General features: G+C 66.8%; 25 protein-coding genes. 6 read left to right on the top strand and 19 right to left on the bottom strand.

What is annotated here, in order from left to right; all coding sequences use genetic code 11:
* Nucleotides 1-73: 73 nt before the first annotated feature.
* The 6 genes from KXV01_RS03505 to KXV01_RS03480 form a co-directional block, all read right to left on the bottom strand.
* Nucleotides 74-769, bottom strand: a complete 696-nt coding sequence (locus KXV01_RS03505) for an OmpA family lipoprotein (protein WP_005416156.1) — start codon at nucleotides 767-769, stop codon at nucleotides 74-76.
* A gap of 139 nt (nucleotides 770-908) precedes the next feature.
* Nucleotides 909-2,324 (bottom strand): deoxyribodipyrimidine photo-lyase, encoded by a 1,416-nt coding sequence (locus KXV01_RS03500; protein WP_099591106.1) that lies wholly within the window; start codon nucleotides 2,322-2,324, stop codon nucleotides 909-911.
* A gap of 89 nt (nucleotides 2,325-2,413) precedes the next feature.
* The gene (locus KXV01_RS03495) at nucleotides 2,414-3,028 is read right to left on the bottom strand and encodes an inorganic diphosphatase (protein ID WP_049414421.1); all 615 of its coding nucleotides are present in this window, start codon (nucleotides 3,026-3,028) and stop codon (nucleotides 2,414-2,416) included.
* 10 nt (nucleotides 3,029-3,038) lie between these two features.
* Entirely contained in the window at nucleotides 3,039-4,388 is a 1,350-nt protein-coding gene (locus KXV01_RS03490; RefSeq protein ID WP_239666654.1) for a metallophosphoesterase family protein, read from the bottom strand.
* 14 nt (nucleotides 4,389-4,402) lie between these two features.
* Nucleotides 4,403-5,521, bottom strand: a complete 1,119-nt coding sequence (locus KXV01_RS03485) for a phytase (RefSeq protein ID WP_099495495.1) — start codon at nucleotides 5,519-5,521, stop codon at nucleotides 4,403-4,405.
* On the bottom strand, nucleotides 5,518-8,079 hold the full coding sequence (locus KXV01_RS03480) for a TonB-dependent receptor (RefSeq protein WP_111097085.1): 2,562 nt from the start codon (nucleotides 8,077-8,079) through the stop codon (nucleotides 5,518-5,520). The genes KXV01_RS03485 and KXV01_RS03480 overlap by 4 nt, the downstream gene beginning before the upstream one ends.
* Before the next feature lie 169 nt (nucleotides 8,080-8,248).
* Here KXV01_RS03480 and upp point away from each other — a divergent pair, with 169 nt between their 5' ends.
* Nucleotides 8,249-8,881, top strand: coding sequence for a uracil phosphoribosyltransferase (upp, locus tag KXV01_RS03475; RefSeq protein WP_005416149.1), 633 nt, complete (start codon nucleotides 8,249-8,251; stop codon nucleotides 8,879-8,881).
* Nucleotides 8,882-9,111: 230 nt separating this feature from the next.
* The gene (locus KXV01_RS03470; protein WP_049413317.1) at nucleotides 9,112-9,405 is read left to right on the top strand and encodes a PsiF family protein; all 294 of its coding nucleotides are present in this window, start codon (nucleotides 9,112-9,114) and stop codon (nucleotides 9,403-9,405) included.
* Between the two features lie 41 nt (nucleotides 9,406-9,446).
* Here KXV01_RS03470 and KXV01_RS03465 read toward each other — a convergent pair whose 3' ends face one another.
* From KXV01_RS03465 to rsmD, 6 genes are all read right to left on the bottom strand, one after another.
* Nucleotides 9,447-10,334, bottom strand: a complete 888-nt coding sequence (locus KXV01_RS03465; protein ID WP_019661213.1) for an MBL fold metallo-hydrolase — start codon at nucleotides 10,332-10,334, stop codon at nucleotides 9,447-9,449.
* A 118-nt stretch (nucleotides 10,335-10,452) separates the two neighbouring features.
* Entirely contained in the window at nucleotides 10,453-12,183 is a 1,731-nt protein-coding gene (gene ggt / locus KXV01_RS03460; protein WP_099486946.1) for a gamma-glutamyltransferase, read from the bottom strand.
* The gene (locus KXV01_RS03455; protein ID WP_004153175.1) at nucleotides 12,180-12,461 is read right to left on the bottom strand and encodes a YfhL family 4Fe-4S dicluster ferredoxin; all 282 of its coding nucleotides are present in this window, start codon (nucleotides 12,459-12,461) and stop codon (nucleotides 12,180-12,182) included. The genes ggt and KXV01_RS03455 overlap by 4 nt, the downstream gene beginning before the upstream one ends.
* A gap of 132 nt (nucleotides 12,462-12,593) precedes the next feature.
* Entirely contained in the window at nucleotides 12,594-13,085 is a 492-nt protein-coding gene (locus tag KXV01_RS03450) for a hypothetical protein (protein WP_005409092.1), read from the bottom strand.
* Between the two features lie 59 nt (nucleotides 13,086-13,144).
* The gene (gene coaD, locus KXV01_RS03445) at nucleotides 13,145-13,654 is read right to left on the bottom strand and encodes a pantetheine-phosphate adenylyltransferase (protein ID WP_049413313.1); all 510 of its coding nucleotides are present in this window, start codon (nucleotides 13,652-13,654) and stop codon (nucleotides 13,145-13,147) included.
* Between the two features lie 26 nt (nucleotides 13,655-13,680).
* Complete coding sequence (gene rsmD, locus KXV01_RS03440; RefSeq protein WP_099495498.1) at nucleotides 13,681-14,259, bottom strand: 16S rRNA (guanine(966)-N(2))-methyltransferase RsmD; 579 nt, start codon at nucleotides 14,257-14,259, stop codon at nucleotides 13,681-13,683.
* Nucleotides 14,260-14,906: 647 nt separating this feature from the next.
* Between rsmD and htpG the strand changes: the two genes are divergently transcribed.
* Nucleotides 14,907-16,796: a molecular chaperone HtpG gene (htpG, locus tag KXV01_RS03435; RefSeq protein WP_049413463.1), complete on the top strand. Its 1,890-nt coding sequence runs from the start codon at nucleotides 14,907-14,909 to the stop codon at nucleotides 16,794-16,796.
* A gap of 190 nt (nucleotides 16,797-16,986) precedes the next feature.
* On the opposite strand, the gene KXV01_RS03430 is transcribed toward htpG, so the two are convergent.
* Nucleotides 16,987-17,286, bottom strand: a complete 300-nt coding sequence (locus KXV01_RS03430) for a hypothetical protein (protein WP_049413464.1) — start codon at nucleotides 17,284-17,286, stop codon at nucleotides 16,987-16,989.
* A gap of 129 nt (nucleotides 17,287-17,415) precedes the next feature.
* On the opposite strand from KXV01_RS03430, the gene ftsY reads away from it, so the two are divergent.
* The 3 genes from ftsY to KXV01_RS03415 all read left to right on the top strand — a co-directional run bounded on the left by ftsY (nucleotide 17,416) and on the right by KXV01_RS03415 (nucleotide 20,217).
* On the top strand, nucleotides 17,416-18,714 hold the full coding sequence (ftsY, locus tag KXV01_RS03425) for a signal recognition particle-docking protein FtsY (protein WP_049413467.1): 1,299 nt from the start codon (nucleotides 17,416-17,418) through the stop codon (nucleotides 18,712-18,714).
* Nucleotides 18,715-18,817: 103 nt separating this feature from the next.
* The gene (gene mutY / locus KXV01_RS03420) at nucleotides 18,818-19,942 is read left to right on the top strand and encodes an A/G-specific adenine glycosylase (protein WP_099495499.1); all 1,125 of its coding nucleotides are present in this window, start codon (nucleotides 18,818-18,820) and stop codon (nucleotides 19,940-19,942) included.
* A gap of 5 nt (nucleotides 19,943-19,947) precedes the next feature.
* Nucleotides 19,948-20,217, top strand: a complete 270-nt coding sequence (locus KXV01_RS03415; RefSeq protein ID WP_014036808.1) for an oxidative damage protection protein — start codon at nucleotides 19,948-19,950, stop codon at nucleotides 20,215-20,217.
* 74 nt (nucleotides 20,218-20,291) lie between these two features.
* Here the strand turns inward: KXV01_RS03415 and KXV01_RS03410 are convergent, their stop codons facing one another.
* The 6 genes from KXV01_RS03410 to KXV01_RS03385 form a co-directional block, all read right to left on the bottom strand.
* On the bottom strand, nucleotides 20,292-20,741 hold the full coding sequence (locus tag KXV01_RS03410; RefSeq protein WP_099495500.1) for a DUF6491 family protein: 450 nt from the start codon (nucleotides 20,739-20,741) through the stop codon (nucleotides 20,292-20,294).
* 187 nt (nucleotides 20,742-20,928) lie between these two features.
* On the bottom strand, nucleotides 20,929-21,642 hold the full coding sequence (lolD, locus tag KXV01_RS03405; protein WP_099495501.1) for a lipoprotein-releasing ABC transporter ATP-binding protein LolD: 714 nt from the start codon (nucleotides 21,640-21,642) through the stop codon (nucleotides 20,929-20,931).
* On the bottom strand, nucleotides 21,635-22,876 hold the full coding sequence (locus KXV01_RS03400; RefSeq protein WP_099495502.1) for a lipoprotein-releasing ABC transporter permease subunit: 1,242 nt from the start codon (nucleotides 22,874-22,876) through the stop codon (nucleotides 21,635-21,637). The genes lolD and KXV01_RS03400 overlap by 8 nt, the downstream gene beginning before the upstream one ends.
* A gap of 23 nt (nucleotides 22,877-22,899) precedes the next feature.
* Nucleotides 22,900-23,349: a hypothetical protein gene (locus KXV01_RS03395; RefSeq protein ID WP_099495503.1), complete on the bottom strand. Its 450-nt coding sequence runs from the start codon at nucleotides 23,347-23,349 to the stop codon at nucleotides 22,900-22,902.
* Entirely contained in the window at nucleotides 23,300-23,548 is a 249-nt protein-coding gene (locus tag KXV01_RS03390; RefSeq protein ID WP_049413478.1) for a succinate dehydrogenase assembly factor 2, read from the bottom strand. The genes KXV01_RS03395 and KXV01_RS03390 overlap by 50 nt, the downstream gene beginning before the upstream one ends.
* A gap of 98 nt (nucleotides 23,549-23,646) precedes the next feature.
* Nucleotides 23,647-24,432: a succinate dehydrogenase iron-sulfur subunit gene (locus KXV01_RS03385; protein ID WP_005409079.1), complete on the bottom strand. Its 786-nt coding sequence runs from the start codon at nucleotides 24,430-24,432 to the stop codon at nucleotides 23,647-23,649.
* Nucleotides 24,433-24,481 lie beyond the last annotated feature (49 nt).

The following is a 24,481-nucleotide window of genomic DNA, read 5'->3' as shown; positions in this document are numbered from 1 at the left end:
AAAATGCCGCCTGCAAGGGCGGCATTTTCGTTCCGGCCGATGGCCGGACCGGCTCAAGCAGTAACGCTACGCGTTACTGCTTGAGCGGAATCACCCGAATCTCGACGCGGCGGTTCTTGGCGCGGCCGGCATCGGTGCTGTTGTCGGCAATCGGGTAAGCCTTGCCGGCGCCCAGGGTTTCGATACGCACGCTCTGCACGCCCTGGCCGATCAGGTACTGCGCGACCGAGTCGGCGCGTTCCTTCGACAGGCGGTTGTTGACCGCGTCGCTGCCGATGCTGTCGGTGTGGCCAACCACTTCGATCATGGTCTGGTTATACTCCCGCAGCGTACCGGCCACGCCGTTGAGCGAACCATAGAACTGCGGCTTCAGGGTCGCCTTGCCGAAGTCAAAGGTGATGCCGTCCGGAAGGTTCAGCATGATGTTGTCGCCCTGGCGCTGCACATCGATGCCGGTGTTGGCGGTGCGCTCGCGCAGTGCGCGTTCCTGGCGATCCTGGTACTGGCCGACGGCGGCACCGCTGAGTGCGCCGATACCGGCACCGATCAGCGCGTGCTGGCGCCGCTCGGTAGCACTGTCGCCGGTCAGCAGGCCGGCCGCCACGCCGATGGCGGTACCGATCAGCGCGTTGCGGCCGGTCCGGTTCTGCTGTTCGGTCGGGTTACCGTACTGGTCACTCTGCACATAGGAGCCGCCGGTGGCGCAGGCCGACAGGACGGCCGCACTCATCAGGGCCAGTGCGACGTTGCGGGTGGTGTTGCGGATCATGAGGTTCTCCTTTGTTTCCGGTCGGCCGGCGGCTTGCGGGCGCAGAGAGGATAAACAGCCGAATGCGATGTCGGGATGATGATCCGGTGCGCCGACAGGGCCGCGTTCAGCTAACTGACCGGATCGCTCGGGTCCCCCTTTACCCCGCCCCCGACTGGCGGTATGCCGCCAGCGCAGCATCGCGGCCCTCAGCCAGGCCCACCATCGGCGTGCGTGGATAGCCAGGTGCGTGTGCGGCCAGGAGCAGAGGATGCTGCCACGGCGCAAACCGCGCCTTCACCGGCAGTGCCGCCAGCTCGGGCACCCAGCGGCTGATGTAGCGGGCCTGCGGATCGAACTTCTCGGCCTGGGTGACCGGGTTGAACACCCGGAAGTACGGCGCGGCATCGGCGCCGGTCCCGGCCACCCATTGCCAGCCCATCGTGTTGTTCGCCAGATCGGCATCGACCAGGGTGTCCCAGAACCAGCGCGCGCCATGCAGCCAGTGCGCGCGAAGGTGCTTGCACAGGTAACTGGCGACGATCATCCGCACCCGGTTATGCATGTAGCCGGTGTGCCACAGCTCGCGCAGTCCGGCATCAACGATCGGCACGCCGGTGTTGCCGCGCTGCCAGTCGTGCAGTTGCGCTGCAGTCGGCGCCGCCCAAGGGAAGCGGTCGAAACGCGGATTGAGGTTGTCCGTGGGCGTCTTCGGAAAGTGATGCAACAGGTGGTAGGCGAAATCACGCCAGCCCAGCTGCCGCAGATAGCCGTCGATGTCGGCATCGGTGCCGGCACTGCGCAGTGTTTCCAGCGCATGCGCGATGCGCCACGGTGCGATCTCACCGAAATGCAGGTGCGGAGACATCCGCGAGGTGCCCACACGGTCGGGCAGGTCTCGCTGCTCGCGGTAACCGCGCAAGGCACCGTCCTCGAACACCGACAGCGCCTCCAGCGCACCGGCTTCGCCCGGCTGCCAGTACTCCCAGAAGCCGGTATCCCAATCCAGCGTCGGTGCAAGCTGGAGATCATCAAGTGCGAGGCTGTCGACCGCGTGCGTCGTCAGTGCCTCCGGTGCGGCCTGCAGTGCCGGCAGGCGCCAATGACTGAGCACGTTGCGCCAGTACGGCGTGAACACCTTGTACGGCTGTCCCTGCTGGGTCGCAATGTCCCAGGGCTCGAACAACAGGCTGCCATTGCAGCTCTGCGCGTCGACGCCCTGCTCGCGCAGCGTGCGCTTGATGGTGGCGTCGCGAGGCTGGGTGGCCGGCTCGTACTTGCGGTTCCAGTACACCGCCTCGGCGCCGGTCTGCTCGACCAGCAATTGGAGGGCCGGCAGGCTGTCACCGCTGCGCAGCACCAACGACGAGCCGCGCGTGCGCAGGTCGGCATCCAAGGCGCCCAGTGAACGGTGGCGCCACGCATCGGAGGCCGCACCCGGCACCCACCCGCCCTCCTCGTGCGGCGCGTGGACGTAGACCGGCACCACATCGTGGCCCGCGTCCAGCGCGGCCTGCAGGGCCGGATTGTCCTGCAGCCGCAGATCACGGCGGAACCATACCAATGCTACCGACACAGACACCGCCCCCGTTGTTGAAGGCGGACATGATAGCCAGGGGCAGTGAAGGAGATGCGCGCGCCAGACCATCCACGCGTGGCATGGATCTACTTGCCGAAGCGCTGCATCGCCTCGCTGATCAGCGCACGCGCTTCGGCCGCGTTGCCCCAGCCATTGAGCTGCACCGGATTGCGCCCCGCCGGCAGCTCCTTGTAGACCCGGAAGAAGGCCTCGATGCGCTGACGCTCGACCTCCGGCAGATCCTCCAGATCGCGGACAGCCGCGTAGGTCGGGTCAACCCTGTCGGTCGGTACGCCGATGATTTTCTCATCGTGCTCGCCGCCGTCGATCATCTTCAGGTAACCGACGGGCCGGAAACGCACGATCACGCCCGGATACAGGGGCTCGCGGGTCAGCACCAGCGCATCCAGCGGATCATTGTCACCGGCCAGGGTGCGTGGGATCGAGCCGTAATTGGCCGGATAGGCGACCGGCATGGACTGGAAGCGGTCCACATGCACCAGGCCGTCTTCCTTGATCTCGTACTTGGTGACGCTGCCGGCCGGAATCTCCACCGCCAGATTCACTTCCCGCGGGGCTTCCCTTGGCTGGGCCACCAGGAATGGATGCAGCACGGTATCGGCAGCGGTCACCACACTGGTCAGCAACAGCAGTGCGGCGCCGATGGCAGCGAGAGGAAGGATGCGACGGGGCGTGATCATCGGCCTCTCCTCATTCCCAGCAGCGATCGGCGCGACCCTTGGCGGTCTGCGCACGCGGGCAGTCGCGCGGTGCGATGCGGCCTTCGGTCAGCTCCATGCGCTGCTTTCCCCCCTTGGCATCGCGGCGCAGTTCGAAGGCATCGTAGAGACGGCCGGTCACGGTGCGCGCTTCATAGCGCAGGCGCTGCGGGTCGATGTTCAACACCTGGAACAACTGGGTGTCTTCGGCCACTGGGTTCATCGTCCTGCGCGCTTCATCGGACAGGCGGTACTGCTTCGGTCCCGCTACAGTCACCACGTACTGCGGCGTTGCGGCCTGCCCTTCGCCACGGCGGCCATAGGTGTGGTCGTGGCCCTGCAGCACCAGATCGACGTTGTGGCGGCGTACCACCGGCAGCAGCACGTCACGCAACGCGGCGTTCTCGCGCCCTTCGCGCGGCGAGTAGAACGGCTGGTGCAGCAACACGATGGTCCACGGCTGGGGATTGCCGGTCAGCACCTTGTCCAGCCATTGTGCCTGTGCCGTGGCGGTGCCGAGGTCGAGTGCCGATGTGCCGTCTACCACAGCCACGCGCACGCCCTGCGCATCGAACCAGTAGCTGGTCTGCTGCGCAGCGCTGGCACCATTGCCCGGCAACGCGAACGTGACCGGCCAGTGGCGGCCCAGCACGCGGCGCTCCTGCGGGGTGTCCTCGAATTCCTCGAAGTACTCGTGGTTGCCGATGGCCGGCGCCACCAGCGTTTCCTGCGCCAGCCAGCCGACGGCGGCAAACCATTCTCCCCACTCGCTGTCATCCATGTTGTCGCCGCCGCTGACCAGGTCGCCGGCAAACAGGCTCATGCGTGCCTGCGGTGCGGCCTTCTGTGCGGCACGCACCACGCGGCTGACATGGCTGACGTTCTTGTTCTGGGTATCACCGAAGTACAGCAGGGTCAGCGGCTGGTCGGCGGCGGCCAGCGTGCGCAGCTGGTTCCATGCACTCCAACTGCCGTTGCCCTGCACACGGTAGACGTACTGGGTATCCGGCTGCAGGCCATCGATATCTGCACGATGGTGGTGCGACAGGCCGTTCTCGGTCTGCAGCGCGCGGGTCGTCGCACGGACCTGGCGGATGCCTTCGATGGCCGGCGAATCTGCGGCCAGCGCGATCTCCATCAACGGCGCCTGCACGCTGCCGTCGGTGCGCCAGGCCACCGCGAAGCCTTGGCTGGAATCGGCCGCCGGCGAGACGACGATGCGGTCCGGCACCGTCGTCGCTGCGTAGTGGCGGCTGCCCGCCGGCACCTGGGTATTCGGTTCGGCCGCCGCGAACGACAGCGACGGCAGCGCCAGCAGCAGACCCAGGGCCAGCGTGCGCATCACGCACTGCCGACTCATGCGCCACACTCCAGCGGCAGCGCCAGCTGCTTGGCGATGCTCTCCCAGTCGAACGCCACCACGCCCTGGTCGTCATGCACGGCATACAGCGCACCGTGCGGGAAGCGCGTGCTGGCTTGCTGCATCATCCAGATGCCGTCGGTGTTGGCCACGGTATTGCCCTGGAACGCGCCAACCGGCTTCAGCGTGTGCCGGTCGAACAGATGGAACACGCTGCGCTGCTTGCCCTGTTCGGTGGTGATCCACCAGCCATCCTTGCCGCAGGTGCGCAGGGTCACGCCTTCGGCCTGCGCCTTGAACACGTCGCGGCCGAAGGTGGTGCCGGTGAAGCGGCCCGCCAGGGTGTAGACCTTGAACTCGCTGGCGTAGCTCTCGTCCTCTTCGGCGATCAGCAGGCGGTCGTTCTCGGGATCGCCCCAGATCGACTCGACCACGCGCAGCGCTCCCGCCTCGGTGGTATCGCCGATGCTGGCCACCCGCTTCGCGTCGACCTTCTCGCCATCGCGGGTCACGTGATACTGGCGCACGCGCTTGTCCAGCTCGGCCAGCGGCGGCAGGATGTCATGCCCCTGTGCATCCTCGCCGTTGTCCCAGGAGTCGGTGACGTAGACGCTGTAGCCATCGGCACGACGGTCGACCCACAGTCCGTAAGGCTTGCGCAGGTCGTCCGCAGCGAACGTCGCCAGCGGCGTGAAGTCCGGCAGGCGCAGTACCTGCACGCGGTGATTGTCGCGCTCCACGATCCACAGCAGGTCGTCGATCACCGCGATACCGTTTGGGCGGTCGAACTGCCCCGGTGCGGTGCCGCTGCTGCCGACGTCACGCAGGTGCTGTCCGGTGCTGCCGTCGTAGACCACCAGCTTGTCGGTGGCCTTGGCGGTGGCGATCAGCCACAGCGCGCCGTCCGGCGCGCGCCAGGCCGCGGGGGAATCGATGTTGTCGGCCGGGGTCATCGGTGACAGGAAGGCCTCGGCGATGGTGGTGACCACGCGCTCGCCCCCGGCGGCCGGCGCGGCCGCTCCCGCAACCGGATCGGTGCCGGTGGCCGGCGTGCAGCCGGCGACCAGCGCAGCTGCCAGCGCGGCGGCCAGGACGGTGACGCCCCGCCCCCTCACAGCGCCACCTTCAGGCCCAGCGCATAGGTGCGGCCGTACTCTTCCATCTGCAGGGTGCGCGAACGGGTGCCCTGGTAAAGCTCCAATGGCTTGTCCAGCAGGTTCTGCGCTTCGAAGTACACGCTCACGCGCGGAGTGAACTTGTAGTCAAGCGAGAAATCGAGCTGGGTGTTGGGTGCCACGTAGATGTCGAATGCGCGCCCCTTGCCGATGCTGTCCAGGTACTCGCTGCGGTACACGGCCGCCAGGCGCGTGCTCAAGCCGTACTTCTCGTAGCCGATGTGTGCGCTGTAGACGTGCCTGGAGGCGCGTGGCAGGGTGAAGTCCTCGCCCGCACGGTCCTCGATGCCGGCATCGAACTTCGTATCCAGCCAGGTGCCACTGGCGCCGACCAGCAGGCCATCCAGGCCGTCCGGCAGGAAGGCCAGCTGCTGCTGCCAGTTGAACTCCGCACCACGCACGGTGGCCTTGCGACCGTTGATCGGCTGCGTCACATCGAATCCACCGTAGGCCGGATCATTGGTGCGCACGGTTTCGACGATGTAGCCATCGATCGACTTGTGGAACAGGCCCAGCGAAACGATGCCGCTGCTGCCGATGTACTTCTCCACCGACAGGTCGATGTTCTTCGACTCGTACGGATCCAGTTCCGGGTTGCCCAGGCGCACTTCCTCGTCACCGCGGCTGTAACCCACGCGCGGCGAGACGTCGCCGAAGGACGGGCGCGATACGGTCTTGTTGGCCGAGGCGCGCAGCACCCAGTCATCGGCCGCGTCATAGCGCAGGTGCAGGCCCGGCAGCACGTTGGTGTAGCTACTGTTGGCCACGCGCGGGGCAACAGTGAAGCTGCGGCCGTTCGCCGCCACGTCCACCTGGTTGCCGACCGCCTTGAAGCGGGTGTTCTCCACGCGCACGCCGCCGATGATGCGCAGCGCGCCCACGTCCCAGGTTCCCATGGCGTAGCTGGCGAAGATGTCCTCGCTGGCCACGTAATCCTCTTCCAGCGACGTCATCGCATTGCCGCCGACGTCCTGCGGGCGGGCGCTGTACTGGCTGCCATTGGCCGCCCAGAAGGCACGCATCGCAGCCGAATCCATGCCATCGCCGAAGTTGCCGTGGCGATGTTCGGGCGAGGAAGTGGTCCAGCCCGACAGCGCCACCTTCGGGCCGACGCGCAGTTCGCGCTCATCCACATTCACGTCGCGGTCGCGCCAGCGGCCCAGCAGACCGAACTTGATGCTGCTGCTGTCGCCGTCGAAGCGCACGTTGACCTGCGCGCTGTGCTCCTTGTCGTTCACCTGCTTGGGCGAAAGCACGAAGCGGTCGAACGCGTAGTTGCTGTTGTCCAGCCACTGCGGGTTGTCGAAGCTGTAGCTGGGCAGCCGGCTGCTCTGGTCCAGGCTGCCGTTGAACGCCTTGCCGTTGAGCTTGAAGCGCGCCTCCATCTCGTCGTTCACGCGCTCTTCGGTACGGGTGTAGCCGATCCGGTAATCGACCACGGCGTTGGTCAACTTGTTCTCGCCGCCCAGGCTGGCCGCGAAGGTGTTTTCCTTCTTGGTGCGGTAGCGCATGCGCTTGTCGATCGAATCCTTCGGCATGCCATCCAGGCGGTACTGGTCGGTGCCGGTCTTGACCATCGTCGCGTCGTCGAAGTTGAAGATCACGCGCTGGCGGGTCTCCGCATCGTCGAACTGGCTGTACAGCGTGCGCAGGTAGTACCTGCTGTCTTCGTCCGGCCGCCAGTCGAGGTTGAGGTTGGCGCCGATGCGCTTGCGCTCGATCTCGTACTTGCGGTGCTGCAGGTTGATCGCGGTCACGTCACCGGCGGCGGCATCGTCCTCGCCGTCGTACTCCACTTCGGTGTTGTCCGACTCGAACCTGCGCTTCTGGTAGTTCACGCCCAGCGCCACGCCGAAGGTGTCGTTGAACACTTCGCTGTAGTTGAAGGCCGCCTTCGGGCTGGTCTCGCCGGACAGCTGCTGATGACTGCCCTCGATCTTGCCACGCAGGCTGCGACCGTCGCGGTCGAAGGCCGAGGCCGATTCCACCAGCACAGCACCGCCGATGGCATCGCCGGGCATGTCCGGGGTCGGCGACTTCACCACGCGCAGGCGTTCGGTGGAATCGGAGGGAATCACGTCCAGCGGCGCGGCACGGCTGGAATCCTCCGGCGTGCCCACGGCAATGCCATCCACGCTGACGCTGTTGAGATTGGCGTCCAGGCCACGGATGACCACGAAACGGCCCTCGCCCTGGTCACGGGTCACGCTGATGCCCGGCAGGCGCTGCAGTGATTCGGCCACGTTCTTGTCCGGGTACTGGCCCAGGGCATCGGAGGACACCGCGTCTTCGATGGCGTCGCTGCCGCGCTTGAGGTCGACCGCGCGGATCTGCGATTCGAGCTGGGCGCGCACCTCGATTCGATCAAGGTCGACCGCGTCGGCCGCCACGGCGCCGGTGGCGGCTACCGCCTGCTGCCCGGCGGCCTGCAGCGGTGCCGCGGCCCCCATTGCCAGGGTCAGGGTGATGGCAACGGCCAACGGAGTCTTGATATGCACTGGGAATCCCCATTCCTGTTAAGAATGGGTCTGCACGGTATGTCCGCAAGGTTGCATGGCCGTGACATGCGTCTGCACATTTCATGTACGGCGGCTGCGGGCCCGGTTTGGGCTTCGCCCCGCCAATCCGGCAAAATGGCGGCCTCTCTCCCTATTCCCCTTCCCGACCATGAAGATCGTCGAAGTGCGCCACCCGCTGGTGCAGCACAAGATCGGCCTGATGCGCAACGCTGCGCTCAGCACCAAGGATTTCCGCGAACTGGCCAACGAGCTGGGTACGCTGCTGGCCTACGAGGCCACCGCCGACCTGGATACCGAGCCGCACACCCTGGCCGGCTGGGCCGGCCCGGTGACGGTGCAGCGCATTGCCGGCGCCAAGATCACCGTGGTGCCGATCCTGCGTGCCGGCCTGGGCATGCTCAGCGGCGTGCTGTCGCTGATCCCGGCGGCCCGTGTCAGCGTGGTCGGCCTGCAGCGCGATGAAGAAACCCTGCAGCCGGTGCCCTACTTCGAGCGCCTGACCGGCCGCCTGGAAGAGCGCGACGCACTGATCCTCGACCCGATGCTGGCCACCGGCGGCACGCTGATCGCCACCATTGACATGCTCAAGCGCGCCGGCGCCCGTCGCATCAAGGGCATCTTCCTGGTGGCCGCGCCCGAAGGCATCGAAGCAGTGAAGGCCGTGCATCCGGACGTGGAAATCTACACGGCGGCCATCGATGCCCAGCTCAACGACAAGGGCTACATCCTGCCCGGACTGGGCGACGCGGGTGACCGCATCTTCGGCACCCGCGTCGGCTGATCCGGCGGAACCGGGGGCCAGAGCCCTTTCTTCGCAGAAGGACTCTGGCCACGACGACAGGGCCGGATCCATCCCCCAGGGGGGTTATCCACCTACATCCAGCGTTCGCGGGTGCGCATCACCCCTGCGTGCGGACGCCAGACCACGTGGCGTGGCCAATGCGTGATTCTTCACGTGGCCTTGCCGGCCGGAGGCGAATGCTCCGCGCACCCGCCCCCTTGGAGCTCGCGATGAAGGCCTCTTTCCTGCTGGCCGCCGTCCTGCTGGCCGGCCTCCCCCTGGCTGCCAACGCCACCACCCCGCAGCAGCAACGCATGGCCGAATGCTCGGCCAAGAACAAGGGCTTGAAGGGGGATGCCTACAAGACCGCGCAGAGCTCCTGCCTCAGTGGCCAGGCCGCCGAAACCAAGCCGGTCAATACGCAGCAGGAACGCATGCGCAAGTGCAACGCTGACGCCGGCGCGAAGAAGCTGGCAGGCGATGCGCGCAAGACCTTCATGAGCAGCTGCCTGAAGGCGTCGTAACGACGAGTGATGTAGAGCCGAGCCCACGCTCGGCTCTGCCATTAGCCCAGCGCGCGCGCCTTCAGTTCGCCCTGTTCGTGCAGGGTCACGAAACGTCCCTTGTCATCACGGCCCAGCTGCGCCAGCGCCACCTGCGGGTCGTGGGTGAAGAACAGCCGCACGTTGCGCGCCAGCTTGTCTTCAAGGAACTGCCGCTTCTCGTCGATCAGCAATTCGGCATTGCGGTCATAGCCCATGGTGATCGGCACGTGCACCCATGAACGACCTGGGATGAGGTCGGCACAGAACACCACGCCACCGTGCGCATCTTCACCGGCATGCGCATGACCAACGATCTCGGCCAGCATCAGCCCCGGCGTATGCCCATCGCTGTAGCTGAAGCGCACGCTGCGGCCGAGCGCCTTCGAGTACTCCCCCTCCACCACTTCCAAGCGGCCACTGGCCTGCAGCAGGCCGGGCAGCTCAGGAATGAAACTGGCCCGATCGCGCGGGTGTGGCTGCACGGCGCGCTGCCAATGCTGCGCACCAACCACATAGGTTGCGTTGGGGAACAGCAGCTCGGGCTCGCGCCCTTCGCTCCATGCGGCAAGCAGGCCACCGGCATGATCGAAGTGCAGGTGGCTGAGCACCACCACGTCGATGTCCTCGTGCTCGAAACCCGCTTCGCGCAGTGAATCGATCAGCACGTGCTGGCTTTCCTGCACGCCGTAGCGCTCGCGCATGCGCGGGTCGAAGAACGCACCGATACCGGTTTCAAACAGTACTGTCTTGCCTTCCAGCGGACTGGCAAGCAGCGCACGGCAGGCCAGCTCGATGCGATTGAGCTCGTCCGGAGCCGCCCATTTTTCCCACAACGCGCGCGGCGCGTTGCCGAACATCGCGCCGCCGTCCAGGCGCTGCGAGTTTCCACGAATAGACCAGAGTTTCATGCGTCGATTATCGGCGCCGGACCGTTAAATAATCGCTAGAAAGGAAACAGGAAACCCCGCTGGTGGGCGGGGTCCTGGTGATCTGCCAGATTGCCGGCCAGTGGCCGGCACCACCACATCAGTGGGCCGGCACGACCTGGGCACTGCCCACCGGATTGCGCGGGTCGCTGCCGCCGAACAGCTTGTTCGCCTTGCGGTCCCATTCCACGGTCTGCAGGTTGCCCCACACGTGGCTGGAACCGCGACCGCCGGCGGCGACATTGCCCGGCAGGTCGATCCTGTGGCCCATCGCCTGCAGCTGCTTCACCGTCGCCGCGTCGAACGCATCGTCCTCGGCTTCGATCAGGTCCGGCAGCCACTGGTGGTGGTAGCGCGGCAGCGCGGCAACCTGCTGCGCGTCCAGGCCGGCGTCGTAGCCGAGGATGCCCAGCAGCACCATGGTGATGATGCGGCTGCCACCCGGAGTGCCCAGCACGATCACCTTGTCGCTGTTTTCCATGAAGGTCGGCGTCATCGAGCTGAGCATGCGCTTGCCCGGCTTCGGCGCATTGGCCTCGTAGCCCATCACGCCGAAGGCATTGGGCGTACCCGGCTTCAGCGCGAAATCGTCCATTTCGTTGTTCAGCAGCACGCCGGTGCCCTTGGGAATGAGCCCCGAGCCGTACAGCAGGTTGACGGTCTGGGTGGCGCCGACGCGGTTGCCGTCGCGGTCGATGATCGAGAAGTGCGTGGTCTCGTCGTCCTCCAGCGGCGTCGGGTTGCCCGACAGCAGGTCGCTGGGCGTGGCCTTCTCCGGATGGATGGTCGCGCGCAGGCCCTGTGCGTAGTCCTTGCTGGTCAGCACCTTCTGCGGGATCTGCACGAAGTCCGGATCGCCGAGGAAGAACGTACGGTCGCGGTAGGCGCGGCGCATTGACTCCACCACCAGGTGGGTACGGTGCGCCGGATCCATCTTCCTGATGTCCCAGCCTTCCAGGATCTGCAGCATGCTGGCCAGCGCGATGCCACCGGACGACGGCGGCGGCGCGGTGGTGATCTTCCAGCCGTTGTAGTTGAACACGATCGGCTCGCGCTGCTTCACGCGATAGCCGGCCAGCTCTTCGGCGGTCCACCTGCCGCCGGCCTGCCTGACGCCCGCCAGCAACAGCTTTCCGGTCTGGCCCTTGTAGAAGCCGTCGAAACCTCCAGCGGCCAGGCGCTCCAGCGTCTGCGCCAGCTCCGGCTGCTTGAACAGGTCACCGCTGGCGATCGGCTTGCCGTTGCGCAGATAGACTTCACGCGTGCCGGGATAGCGCTCCATCACTTCACGGCGCGACGCGTAGCCCTTGGCCATGCGCTCGTACACCGGAAAACCTTCGCGTGCGATGCGGATGGCCGGCTGCAGCGAGGCCGACAACGGCAGCTTGCCGTGCCTGGCCGACAGTTCGACCAGCGCTGCGGGCAGGCCCGGGATGCCGGCCGACCACGCACCGTTGACCGAGCGGTCGCGGTCGAGGTTGCCCTGCTTGTCGAGGAAGGCCTGCGGCGTGGCCGCCGCCGGCGCGGTCTCGCGCGCGTCCAGCATCACGTCCTTGCCGGTAGCCGCGTCATGCAGCAGGAAGAAGCCGCCACCGCCCAGCCCGGAGCTGATCGGCTCGACCACCGCCAGCGTGGACGATACCGCCACCGCCGCGTCGAAGGCGTTGCCGCCCTGCGCCAGGATATCGATGCCGGCCTGGGTGGCCAGCGCGTGGCCGCTGGCAATTGCCGCGCCATCGGGGCGTTCGGCACGGGCCGGGCCGTCGGCCCAGGCAACCGGGCTCAGCAGCAGGCCGAGCAGCAACAAGCGGCGGACGATCAGCGTCTTCATTCGGATGGGGGCTCCGCGTAGAGTTCGGGGTGATCGTGCTGCAGTTGGCGCAGCTTGGCCAGCAGCTGGTCTTCCGTTTCCACGATCTCCGGATCCGGGTCGATACACTCGACCGGGCAGACGACCACGCACTGTGGTTCGTCGAAATGGCCCACGCACTCGGTGCAGCGGGCAGGGTCGATCACGTAGATGGTTTCACCCATCGCAATGGCCTGGTTCGGGCAGGCCGGCTCGCAGACGTCGCAGTTGACGCAGAGCTCGTTGATTTTCAGCGACATGGCGATACTCCTCGCCCGCGCCTTGGGACAAAGGACCGGCCAGCGCGGGCGCGCGGGCCGGTCAGGTCATCAGCGGCACCCTTGCGGGACGCCGCCCGGGCCATGCCGGGGCATGGCCGCCATGGCTCGGTATTACTTGGCTTCGACGAAAATGTACTCGGCGCCGGTCGGCTGGATCGCCGCCTGCACGCGGGCGTTGTCGGCCGACTGGCCGATGAAGACGACGCGCACGCCCTTCATCGAATCCGGCGACACGTCCTTGAACACGGCCTGGATCATGTCAGCCATCTTGCCCGAGGCCGACGAACCGAAGGCCAGCATGTTGCCCGGCTGCACGCCACGGGCCACGGCCTGGGTCGCGCTCTCGGTCTGGCGCTCGTACTTGGCCTGGAAGTCCGGGTCCGATTCCGGCGAGAGGTAATACAGGAACGGGCTGTTGGTGATGTTGCCCATGTTCTGGATCGCCACTTCCTGCAGGTACTTCTTCCAGCCGGCATCGTCATCCTTGGCCGGAGCGACCAGGGCCTGCTTGGCTTCGTCGACCGGAGCGGCCTCTTCCTTCTTGCAGGCGGTGAAGGCCAGGGCCAACGAAGCGATCAGCATCGCGCGCATGGTGGTGTTCATGGGTTTCCTCCCGGAATGGTGCGTGGTGGTGTACGTAATGGGGTGCCGGTACTGCGGACTTACTGCTGTGCCGCCTTCGCTTCGCGGACCTTGCGCAGGGCTTCGAGCACCGCGGCCGGCACGAAACCGGACACGTCGCCGCCCAGGCGCGCGATCTCGCGGACCAGCGAGGACGAAATGAAGCTGTGCTGCTCGGCCGGGGTCAGGAACAGGGTCTCGACCTCGGGGATCAGGTGGCGGTTCATGCTGGCCATCTGGAATTCGTACTCGAAGTCGGACACCGCGCGCAGGCCGCGCAGCAGCACCCCGCCCTGGACCGAGCGTACGAAATGGGCCAGCAGGGTATCGAAGCCGATGACCTCGACGTTGCCATGGTGGCCCAGCGCGCCCCGCGCCAGCTGCACGCGCTGCTCCAGCGGCAGCGCCGGGCCCTTCGACGGGCTCTGCGCCACGCCGACCACGACCTTTTCGAACAGCGGCGCGGCCCGGCTCACAAGGTCGATGTGACCGTTGGTGATCGGGTCGAACGTGCCGGGATAGACGGCGATGCGGCGGTTGGCCACGGTCATGGGCGGTAGCAGATGTTCAGATGAGGTCAAAGTGTAGCAGTGGCACGGCGGTACAGGGCAAAGCGCACCTCGCGGGTGCCGCCCTCGCGGTGCAGCAGCCAGTCTGGCGGCAGCACCGGCACGTGGCCGGCCGGCGATTCCAGGTACAGCCAGGCGTCGGCTGCCAGGTGCCGCGGCAGCTGGGCCAGCACGTCCTGCCACAGGCCATCGGCGAAAGGCGGGTCGATGAACACCAGATCGGCCTGCTGCGCGGGCGCGCCCTGCAGCCAGCGCAGGGCATCGGCCTGCACGACGGTGATCTGGTCCACGGCCTGCAGCTTGGCGACGGCGGTGGTCAGGTTGCGTCCCAGCTGCGCATCGCGCTCGACCAGGGTGGCGTGGGCGGCACCGCGCGAGACCGCTTCCAGGCCCAATGCGCCGCTGCCGGCGAACAGGTCCAGCACCCGCGCCCCGCCCAGCTTGGGCATCAGCCAGTTGAACAGGGTTTCGCGCACGCGGTCGCTGCTGGGTCGCAACCCCGGCAGGGTCGGCACCGGCAGGCGGGTATTGCGCCAGCGACCGCCGATGATGCGGACCTGGCCGTCATTGCCCCCGCGGCCGCTCACCGGCGCCCCCGGCGGGGTTCATTCGAGAATTTCAGCATGAGCGGGATTGTAGTTCGGCTGGGCTTTGCCCGGCACCCGTCGAAGCCACGGCAACGGCCGAAGCAACGGCAAAAGCTGGATTCCTGTGGGTTGGCGGGGTGGGTCCAGTTGCGGGGGACGCCGTGAATCCGTCCATGGAGGCTCGGTCGCGCCATCCATGGCGCTCACGCCCCCGCAACCGGACCCACCCCGCCTTCGACAGTTTCCTGCGATCTGTCGGAACGGCTTTCTGCTCTCGTGGGTGCCGACCGTTGGTCGGCACGAATGAATTCATTCGATATCTGACAGATGTGCCGACCAACGGTCGGCACCTACCAACAGCCGAGTGAACCTGTCAGAGGCGGGGCGGTGTGGGTTGGCAGGACCGTTGGCGCCATGGATGGCGCCATCGAGCCCCCATGGACAGGTTTACGGCGTGTCCTGCCAATCCACACCACCCCGCCATCCCAAGGATAGCCCGCTGTTGCTATTGCTGTTGCTGTTGCTTCGGCCCCGGCGGGTGCAGGGCTGCAAGCCCTGCCGACCAACCCCTTGATTTCGGGACAATCAGCCATACCCCTTGGCGAGGCCGCACGCGCTGGCGCGGCATTGCACATGGAGCCCTATCGATGACCGAGACCACCCAGACCGAAACCCTTGGCTTCCAGACCGAAGTCAAGCAGCTGCTGCAGCTGATGATCCACTCGCTGTACTCCAACAAGGAAATCTTCCTGCGCGAGCTGGTCTCCAACGCCGCCGACGCCGCCGACAAGCTGCGCTTCGAGGCCCTGACCCAGCCGGCGCTGCTGGAAGGCGACAGCGAACTGCGCGTGCGCGTCAGCTTCGACGCCGCCGCCCACACCATCACCATCGAAGACAACGGCATTGGCATGAGCCGCGCCGAAGCCATCGCCCACCTCGGCACCATCGCCAAGTCCGGCACCGGCGACTTCCTGCGGCAGCTGTCCGGCGACCAGAAGAAGGATTCGCAGCTGATCGGCCAGTTCGGCGTCGGCTTCTACAGCGCCTTCATCGTCGCCGACGAAGTGGAAGTGACCTCGCGCCGCGCCGGCCTGGCTGCAGCCGAAGGCGTGCGCTGGACCTCGCGTGGCGAAGGCGATTTCGAAGTGGCCACCGTGGACAAGGCCGAGCGCGGTACCCGCATCGTGCTGCACCTGAAGGACGGCGAGCACGACTTCGCCGATGGCTGGCGCCTGCGCAGCATCCTCAAGAAGTACTCCGACCACATCGGCCTGCCGATCCAGATGCCGAAGGAAGGCGAAGAAGGCGCCGCCGTCGAGTGGGAGACCGTCAACCGCGCCAGCGCGCTGTGGACCCGCCCGCGCACCGAGATCAGCGACGCCGAGTACACCGAGTTCTACAAGCACGTGGCGCACGACCACAGCGACCCGCTGGCATGGAGCCACAACAAGGTCGAAGGCAAGCTGGAATACACCTCGCTGCTGTACGTGCCCGGCCGCGCGCCGTTCGACCTGTACCACCGCGATGCGCCCAAGGGCCTGAAGCTGTACGTGCAGCGCGTGTTCGTGATGGACCAGGCCGAGCAGTTCCTGCCGCTGTACCTGCGTTTCATCAAGGGCGTGGTCGATTCCAACGACCTGTCGCTGAACGTCTCGCGCGAGATCCTGCAGTCCGGCCCGGTCATCGACTCGATGAAATCGGCGCTGACCAAGCGCTCGCTGGACATGCTGGAGAAGCTGGCCACCGACAAGCCCGAGCAGTACGCCACATTCTGGAAGGAATTCGGCCAGGTGCTGAAGGAAGGCCCGGCCGAGGACTATAACAACCGCGAGAAGGTGGCCGGGCTGCTGCGCTTCGCCTCCACCCGTGGCGACGGTGATGCGCAGACCGTGTCGCTGGCCGACTACATCGGCCGCATGACCGAAGGCCAGGACAAGATCTATTACCTGACCGGCGAGAGCTACAGCCAGGTGCGCAACAGTCCGCACCTGGAAGTGTTCCGCAAGAAGGGCGTGGAAGTGCTGCTGCTGACCGACCGCATCGACGAGTGGCTGATGGGCTACCTGACCGATTTCGACGGCAAGGGCTTCGTCGACATCGCCCGTGGCGATCTCGACCTGGGCGCACTGGAAACCGATGCGGACAAGCAGGCACAGGAAGCGGCAGCGAAGGACAAGCAGGGCCTGGTCGAGCGGCTCAAGACGGTCCTGGGTGACGAAGTGGCCGAGGTGCGCGTGTCGCACCGCCTGACCGATTCGCCGGCGGTGCTGGCCATCGGCGAGCAGGACCTGGGCCTGCAGATGCGCCAGATCCTGGAAGCCAGCGGGCAGAAGGTGCCGGACAGCAAGCCGGTGCTGGAGATCAACCCGGGCCATCCGCTGATCGCCAAGCTCGACGCCGAAGCCGATGGCGCGCGCTTCGACGACCTCGGCCGGGTGCTGTTCGACCAGGCCGCGCTGGCCGCCGGTGACAGCCTGAAGGACCCGGGTGCCTATGTGGCGCGCCTGAACAAGCTGCTGCTGGAGTTGTCGGCCTGATCGACAGATCGGGTGCCGGGCAGCGTCCTGATGGAGGCCAACCCTGGTTCACGCGCGTTTGTAGGGGCGAGCCATGCTCGACTGCTCCATGAGTGCCAACCAAGGTTGGCACCTACCAGGGGGGTCTGCGTGCCAACCAAGGTTGGCACCCACCAGGGGCAGCGGTTGGCACCTGCCAATGCGGTGTTGCTCAGGCTTTCCGATCCAGCAGCGAACCCAGCAACTGGTCCTGGCGGCGTATCACCGAGGCATTGGCGGCGAAGGCCACCACCTCGGCTTTCGCCGCCAGCAGGTCCCCCAATGGCGCGCCGGCATCGGCGCCGGCCGGGGTCACCGCGGCCTGCACCCCGCCCTGCTCCGCCTCACTTCGCAGCTGTTGCACGCGCTGGGCATCGGGAGTCGCCAGGTTGGCCACGTTGTGCGCGGCCACCTGCACGCCTTGCTGGGCCGCACGCATCCCGCCTAGGGCGATTCCCATCACGTTGTTCATGGCGGTCTCCGGGCCGCTCCGCGCAACCCTCCGGACCGGTTAACGGCCGGCCGGCCGCGACCTTGAGTCCACATCGGCCCGACAGGCCCGAGTGGTAGCATATCCCCCTGATTTCAGCGCCTTTTGCCAATGCTCAGTTTTTTCCGCCGCAAGAAGCCCCAGGATGCCCCCACCACGGAGGCACCCAAGACCCAGCACTACTCGGCTGAAGAGCTGGCGGCGGCGTTCCCGTCGGCCGCCCCGGCCGAGGACGCACCCACCGCCTCGGTGGTCGAAGCCAAGGCACCGGCGCCTGCACCGGAACCGGCCCCCGTCGCCGTACAGGCCCCCGTCGCCGAAGTGCCTGCCGTGCCAGCTGCGCAGCCGGCCACCGCGTCCGAGGACGTCCAGGCTGAAGCGCTCGCTGCGGCCGCTGTGCTGGCCCCTCTGGCTCCGGTCATTCCGGTCGAGGAACCAACCGCCCCGGCCACCGACCTGCCGGCGCTGGTGGATGCCCCGCCGGCGCCCGCTGGCAAGCCCGGCTGGCGCGAACGCCTGCGCAACAGCGTCATCGCGCGCAGCTTCGGCGGCCTGTTCTCGCGCAACCCCAAGCTCGACGACGATCTGCTGGACGAGCTGGAAACCGCCCTGATCACCGCCGACGTCGGCGTGGGCGCCACCACCGATCTGGTCGAGGGCCTGCGCAAGCGCATGAAGTCGCGCGAGTTCGCCGACGCCAATGCGCTGCTGGCCGCGCTGCGCGCCGAGCTGATCGCGATCCTGCAGCCGGTGGCCAAGCCGCTGGTGATCGACCGCAACGCCAAGCCCTTCGTGGTGCTCACCGTCGGCGTCAACGGCGTCGGCAAGACCACCACCATCGGCAAGCTGGCCAAGCGCTTCAAGGATGACGGCCACAGCCTGATGCTGGCTGCCGGCGATACCTTCCGCGCCGCCGCCGTGGCCCAGCTGCAGGCCTGGGGCGAGCGCAACGGCGTGGCCGTGGTCGCACAGGGGCAGAACGCCGATGCCGCTTCGGTGGCATTCGACGCGCTGCAGGCCGGCAAGGCCCGCGGCACCTCGGTGCTGATCGCCGATACCGCCGGCCGCCTGCACACCCAGTCCGGGCTGATGAACGAGCTGGGCAAGATCCGCCGCGTGCTCGGCAAGATCGACCCCACCGCCCCGCACGAAGTGCTGATGGTGATCGACGGCACCACCGGCCAGAACGCGCTGTCGCAGCTGCGCCAGTTCAATGCCGCAGTGAACGTGACCGGCCTGGTGGTGACCAAGCTGGACGGCACTGCCAAGGGCGGCGTGGTGTTCGCGCTGGCCCGCGAGTTCGGTATTCCGATCCGCTTCGCCGGTATCGGCGAGCGTCCGGAAGACCTGCGTGTGTTCGATCCGGAAGCCTTCGTCGACGCCCTGCTGCCCGAAGCATTGGGCGCCTGATAGATCGCGCAGCCACCGCAATCTGGTGCAGCCCTCCATGGGGTGGCTCTACCAGGGCGAAGCAGAGCCACCCCATGGGTGGCCGCCTCCTTCCGGAACACTCATGCCCCGCCAGCCGCACGCCAGCGCCGACACTGCCCAGGAAGACGACTTCGTCGCCCGCCTGCTGCACTGGTTCGACGACCACGGTCGCCATGACCTGCCCTGGCAGCACCCGCGCAGCCCCTACCGGGTCTGGTTGTCGGAGATCATGCTGCAGCAGACCCAGGTGGCCACGGTCATCCCGTATTTCCAGCGTTTCCTGCAGCACTTCCCGACCCTGCCCGAGCTCGCCGCCGCCAGCAATGACGCGGTGATGGCGCAGTGGGCCGGGCTCGGCTACTACGCCCGTGCACGCAACCTGCATGCCGCGGCAAAGCGCTGCGTGGAACTGCACGACGGCGACCTGCCGCGCGATTTCGATGCATTGCATGCCCTGCCCGGCATCGGCCGCAGCACCGCTGCCGCGATCCTCAGCCAAGCCTGGAACGACCCGTTCGCGATCCTTGACGGCAACGTCAAGCGCGTACTCAGCCGCTATCACGGCATCGACGGTTTTCCCGGCCTGCCAGCCATCGAGAAACAACTGTGGGCGATTGCCGAGGCGCACGTCGCGCAGGTGCCGGCCGGGCGCATGGCCGATTACACGCAGGCGCAGATGGACCTGGGCGCGACGGTATGCAGCCGGGCCAAGCCGGCCTGCGTGATCTGCCCGCTGCAGGACGCATGCGTGGCGCGGCGCGAAGGCCGCACCGCTGAACTGCCCACGCCCAAGCCCAGCAAGACCCTGCCCGAACGCGAAGCAGTTGCACTGCTGCTGCGCGACGCCCAGCAGCGCGTGCTGCTGCAGAAGCGGCCGGACACCGGCATCTGGGCGCAGCTGTGGACGCTGCCGCAGGCCGAGGCCGGCAGCGACCTGCAGGACTGGTTTGACGCACATGTCGACGGCTCGCTCGAAGATGCAGAGGAACTGCCGGTGCTGCAGCACACCTTCAGCCACTACAGGCTGCACCTGCAGGTATTGTCACGGAAGGTACGCGGCCTGCGCGTGGAAGAACCCACGCTGCGCTGGGTCGCCAGCGACGAGCTGCCCGCATTGGGCCTGCCGGCACCGATCCGCAAACTGCTCGACGGCGCCACGATCAAGACGCCGAAACGAAATTCCAGCAAACCCCGCAACCACGAGTGAATCCCATGCCCCGAACCGTCTTCTGCCAGTACGAACAACGCGATGCCGAGGGCCTGGACTTCGTGCCCTACCCTGGCGAGCTGGGCCAGCGCATCTTCAACAACATCGGCAAGCAGGCCTGGGCGGCGTGGCTGGCCCATCAGACCATGCTGATCAACGAGAACCGGCTGTCGCCGCGCACGCCGGAACATCGTGCGTTCCTTGAAGGCGAACTGGTCAAGTTCCTGTTCGAGAAGGACGCGGAAAAGCCCGCCGGCTTCACCCCGGAAGCCTGACCCACAGGTAGTGCCGGCCGCTGGCCGGCATCGCGCAGATGCCAGGTTGCCGGCCAGCGGCCGGCACTACCGCGCTATTTCGTATTTTCCTCGCGCTCCTGCACCTGCGCCTGTCGCAGCTCCTGCTCGGACGCGCGCAGGGCCTTCACGTCCAGCTTGCGGATGCTGTTGATGAAGCACGGCAGGCGCGGGCCGCCGGTGGGGTCGCGCACCAGCACCTTGTCAAAGCGCGCCGAGACACGGTTCATCTGGCTGGTCAGGCCGATGGCGGTCGCATATGGCAGGTCCTGGCAGGGACCATTCAACTCCAGCAGATAGGCTTCGCTGGGACGGGTCCACACCGCCAGCGCACTGTCGCCCAGCTCGGTCCAGCCATTGAGGCTGCCAAAGAACTGCATGTCGTTCTGCGGCGCGCCGGCGTGGGCACGGTACAGATCCAGTTTCTCGGTACTGCTGAGCCGGCCGGTGGTCGCACAGGCGGCCAGTGCCAGGCAGAGTCCGGCCATCAGCATCGGGGTCTTCATGGCGATCTCCTCGGGGAACTGTCGCCATCATGCGCCTGGGCTGGCAACGCCGGCGCGACGGCTCGCGCCCCATTCAGCCGCCGGTCGGCGGCTACTGGCCGGACCACGGTAGACGCCAACCCTGGTTGGCGCTTGCCCTGCAGGAGCAGCCGACCAAGGTCGGCTTCCACCAAAGCGGTCCCAGCGCTCAGACGTCGGCGTGGGCCAGTGCGTGCAGGCGCCCTTCGCGCAGCTCCAGCACCCGGTCCAGGCGCCGCGCCAGGCTGCGGTCGTGGGTCACCAGCACCAGGCTGGTATGGCGCGCGCGGTTGAGTTCCAGCATCAGCTCGAACACGGTGCCGGCGGTGCGGTCATCCAGGTTGCCGGTCGGCTCGTCGCCGAGCACGCAGGCCGGATGATTGACCAGCGCGCGCGCCACTGCAGCACGTTGGCGTTCGCCACCGGACAGCTCGCCCGGCTTGTGGTCCAGGCGATGGCCGAGGCCGACCGCTTCCAGCAGCGTGTTGGCCCGGCTGCTCGCCTCGGCCACGGCGGTGCCGGCCAGCAGCACCGGCATCATCACGTTTTCCAGCGCGGTGAACTCCGGTAGCAGGTGATGGAACTGGTAGACGAAGCCCAGCGCCTGGTTGCGCAGCACGCCGCGCGCGGTATCCGACAGCGCCGACATGCGCTGGCCGGTCACATACACTTCGCCGGCAGTCGGAATGTCCAGGCCGCCCAGCAGGTGCAGCAGCGTGCTCTTGCCGGCACCGGAGGCGCCGATGATCGCCACCGTCTCGCCAGCAGTCACGGTCAGGTCCAGCCCATCGAACACCGGGGTCTGCATGCGCCCTTCGGCATAGGTCTTGCCCAGCGCTTCGGCGCGGATCACTTCATCGCCGCGGTTGACGACCTTATTCATAACGCAGGGCCTCCGCCGGCTGGGTGCGTGCCGCCCGCCAGGCGGGATACAGGGTTGCCAGGAAGCTCATCAGCAGCGCGACCACGGTGATCGCCACCACGTCGCCGGTCTGCATGTCGGTCGGCAGGCCGGTGATGTAATAGACGTCCTCCGGCAGAAGCTTGACGTTGAACACGCTTTCGATGGCGCCGAGGATGCGTTCCAGGTTGAGGGTCAGGGTGATGCCGCCGATCAGGCCGGCCAGCGTGCCGAAGATACCGATCAACGAGCCCTGCACCATGAACACCTGCATCACCCCGCCCGGGGTCAGGCCCAGCGTGCGCAGGATGGCAATGTCGGCCTGCTTGTCGGTCACCAGCATCACCTGCGAGGACACCAGGTTGAAGGCACCCATGGCGATGATCAGCGACAGCAGGATGCCCATCACCACCTTCTCCATGCGCAGCGAGTGGTAGAGGTTGGCGTTCTGCTGCGTCCAGTCACTCACGCGGTAGGCGCCACCGAGGCTCTGCGCCAGGTCCACGCCCACTTCCAGCGAGCGGTCCATGTCGTGCAGCTTCAGCCGCACGCCGGTGGCGCCGTCACTGCGCAGAACACGCTCCAGGTCCTGCATGTTGGCGAAGCCGACGCCGCGATCGACCTCGTTGTACCCGGCCTCGAAGAGGCCGCTGACGGTGAAGCGTTTCATCCGCGGCACCGCGCCGGCCGGCGTGCCCTGCACTTCGGCAAAGGTCACCAGCACCTGGTCGCCAACGTCCACGCCCAGCCAGATCGCCAGCTCCTTGCCCAGCAGCAGGTTGAAGCTGCCCGGCTTGAGGCTGTCATAGCTGCCCTTGGTGACCTTCTTGTCGATCACCGAGACGTTCGGCTCCAGCGCCGGATCGATGCCCTGGATGACCGCGCCCTGCACGCGCGGGCCGCTGATCATCGACTGGATCTCGATGTACGGCGCGGCGCCGGCCACCCGCGGGTCCTTCTTGGCCACGTCGACCACCCGCATCCAGTCCGGCATCGGTTCGCCGTCGCGGCTGATGGTGGTATGGGCGGTCATCTGCAGCAGGCGGCTGCGGATTTCCTTCTGGAAACCGCTCATCACCGCCAGGGTGGTGATCAGCACCGTAACGCCGAGCGCGATGCCCAGGATCGATGCCATCGAGATGAAGGAGATGAAGCCGTTGCGGCGCTTGGCGCGCAGGTAGCGCAGGCCGATGGCCACGGGAATGGGTTTGAACATGCAGGCACGCCGGTCAATTCAGCTTATGGTGCCATCGACCGGGGCTGACGGGAAACGCTGCGTGCGGCCACGGCCAGTCGCAGTTCACGTCGCTGCCCGGAATCGAGCACATCCGGCCAGAACAGCAGGCGCCGGCGGCGCCGATCCTCACGCCACAGCAACAACAACCATGGGCCACGCACCACCAGCCGTGGCGTATCGACGTCCCGCCCGGCCACCTGCAATGGCCCGGGAAGCGGCGGAAGACGCACCTGCACGCGTGGCCTGCGCTGGCGCCAGGCCAGTTCGGCCAAGCCGACGCCCCAGGCCAGCAGCAGCGCGGGCATCAGCAGCCGCGCAGGCAGATCCGAGGCGCGCAACAACCAGGGAGAGGCCAGCAGCACCGCCAACTGGGCGGCGGCCTGCAGCCGCGAGGGGCGCCACTCAAGGCTTGAGGGCGAGGATCTTCTGCATGAGGGGGATCGCGTGCGCATGCGGGCAAGCCTCATAGCCCATGAACCAGCGCCACAATTTATCGTCCTCGCAATCGAGCAGGAACAGGAAAACCTCGCGCTCTCCGGTCGGTGCAGTGCTCCACTCACGGTCCAGGTAGCGGCCGAACAGCTGGTCCAGTTCGCGCATGCCGCGGCGGCAGCGCCAGCGCAGCTTCTTCAGCAGAACATCGTCTTCCATCGTGCTTCTCCAGATACAGCAAAGCCACGCATGGCGTGGCTCTACTGAGGTGGTGCAGCCACGCGTAGCGCGGCTCCACCGGGTACAGCCAGGCCTGATCAGGCGCGGCGTTCCATCATCAGCTTCTTGATCTCGGCGATCGCCAGCGCCGGGTTCAGGCCCTTCGGGCAGGTGCGGGCGCAGTTCATGATGGTGTGGCAGCGATACAGCTTGAACGGATCTTCCAGATCGTCCAGGCGCGCACCGGTGTCCTCATCGCGCGAGTCGATGATCCAGCGGTAAGCCTGCAGCAGGATTGCCGGGCCCAGGTAACGCTCGCCGTTCCACCAGTAGCTCGGGCAGCTGGTCGAGCAGCAGGCGCACAGGATGCACTCATACAGGCCGTCCAGCTTCTTGCGGTCTTCCGGCGACTGCAGGCGCTCACGGTCCGGCGGTGCCGGGGTCTGGGTGCGGATCCACGGCTTGATCGAGGCGTACTGCGCGTAGAAGTGGGTCAGGTCCGGAACCAGATCCTTGACCACGTTCATGTGCGGCAGCGGGTAGATCGGCACTTCCTTCTTGCCGCAGTCCGAGATGGCTCGGGTGCAGGCCAGGGTATTGGTGCCGTCGATGTTCATCGCGCACGAACCACAGATGCCTTCGCGGCACGAGCGGCGGAAGGTCAGGGTCGGGTCGATCTCGTTCTTGATCTTGATCAGGGCGTCCAGGACCATTGGGCCACAGGCATCCAGATCGACTTCATAGGTATCGGTGCGCGGGTTGCTGTCGTCGTCCGGACTCCAGCGGTAGATCTTGAAGGTGCGCACGTTCTTGCCGCCGTTCTTGACGGGGAAGTGCTTGCCCTTCGTGATCTTGGAATTCTTGGGGAGTGAAAACTCGGCCATGGCTGCTCTCGTTGGCTCAGGCGGCCCGCGCCCGTGGGCGCGGATTGCA

Source organism: Stenotrophomonas sp. Ps181 (assembly GCF_025697425.1).
Taxonomy (GTDB): Bacteria; Pseudomonadota; Gammaproteobacteria; order Xanthomonadales; family Xanthomonadaceae; genus Stenotrophomonas; species Stenotrophomonas sepilia.
The sequence above is the reverse complement of the archived record's forward strand: the minus strand, read 5'-3'. Positions and strand labels throughout refer to the sequence as shown.

Coding starts and splice junctions, on each gene's coding strand:
- KXV01_RS03495 (WP_049414421.1), bottom strand. CDS start 3,028: ATGATCACGCCCCGTCGCATCCTTCCTCTCGCTGCCATCGGCGCCGCA.
- KXV01_RS03395 (WP_099495503.1), bottom strand. CDS start 23,349: ATGCGCACGCGATCCCCCTCATGCAGAAGATCCTCGCCCTCAAGCCTT.
- KXV01_RS03490 (WP_239666654.1), bottom strand. CDS start 4,388: ATGCGCACGCTGGCCCTGGGTCTGCTGCTGGCGCTGCCGTCGCTGTCG.
- KXV01_RS03390 (WP_049413478.1), bottom strand. CDS start 23,548: ATGGAAGACGATGTTCTGCTGAAGAAGCTGCGCTGGCGCTGCCGCCGC.
- KXV01_RS03410 (WP_099495500.1), bottom strand. CDS start 20,741: ATGAAGACCCCGATGCTGATGGCCGGACTCTGCCTGGCACTGGCCGCC.
- KXV01_RS03430 (WP_049413464.1), bottom strand. CDS start 17,286: ATGAACAACGTGATGGGAATCGCCCTAGGCGGGATGCGTGCGGCCCAG.
- htpG (WP_049413463.1), top strand. CDS start 14,907: ATGACCGAGACCACCCAGACCGAAACCCTTGGCTTCCAGACCGAAGTC.
- upp (WP_005416149.1), top strand. CDS start 8,249: ATGAAGATCGTCGAAGTGCGCCACCCGCTGGTGCAGCACAAGATCGGC.
- coaD (WP_049413313.1), bottom strand. CDS start 13,654: ATGACCGTGGCCAACCGCCGCATCGCCGTCTATCCCGGCACGTTCGAC.
- ggt (WP_099486946.1), bottom strand. CDS start 12,183: ATGAAGACGCTGATCGTCCGCCGCTTGTTGCTGCTCGGCCTGCTGCTG.
- KXV01_RS03505 (WP_005416156.1), bottom strand. CDS start 769: ATGATCCGCAACACCACCCGCAACGTCGCACTGGCCCTGATGAGTGCG.
- KXV01_RS03415 (WP_014036808.1), top strand. CDS start 19,948: ATGCCCCGAACCGTCTTCTGCCAGTACGAACAACGCGATGCCGAGGGC.
- mutY (WP_099495499.1), top strand. CDS start 18,818: ATGCCCCGCCAGCCGCACGCCAGCGCCGACACTGCCCAGGAAGACGAC.
- lolD (WP_099495501.1), bottom strand. CDS start 21,642: ATGAATAAGGTCGTCAACCGCGGCGATGAAGTGATCCGCGCCGAAGCG.
- KXV01_RS03400 (WP_099495502.1), bottom strand. CDS start 22,876: ATGTTCAAACCCATTCCCGTGGCCATCGGCCTGCGCTACCTGCGCGCC.
- KXV01_RS03455 (WP_004153175.1), bottom strand. CDS start 12,461: ATGTCGCTGAAAATCAACGAGCTCTGCGTCAACTGCGACGTCTGCGAG.
- KXV01_RS03465 (WP_019661213.1), bottom strand. CDS start 10,334: ATGAAACTCTGGTCTATTCGTGGAAACTCGCAGCGCCTGGACGGCGGC.
- KXV01_RS03470 (WP_049413317.1), top strand. CDS start 9,112: ATGAAGGCCTCTTTCCTGCTGGCCGCCGTCCTGCTGGCCGGCCTCCCC.
- KXV01_RS03385 (WP_005409079.1), bottom strand. CDS start 24,432: ATGGCCGAGTTTTCACTCCCCAAGAATTCCAAGATCACGAAGGGCAAG.
- KXV01_RS03450 (WP_005409092.1), bottom strand. CDS start 13,085: ATGAACACCACCATGCGCGCGATGCTGATCGCTTCGTTGGCCCTGGCC.
- ftsY (WP_049413467.1), top strand. CDS start 17,416: ATGCTCAGTTTTTTCCGCCGCAAGAAGCCCCAGGATGCCCCCACCACG.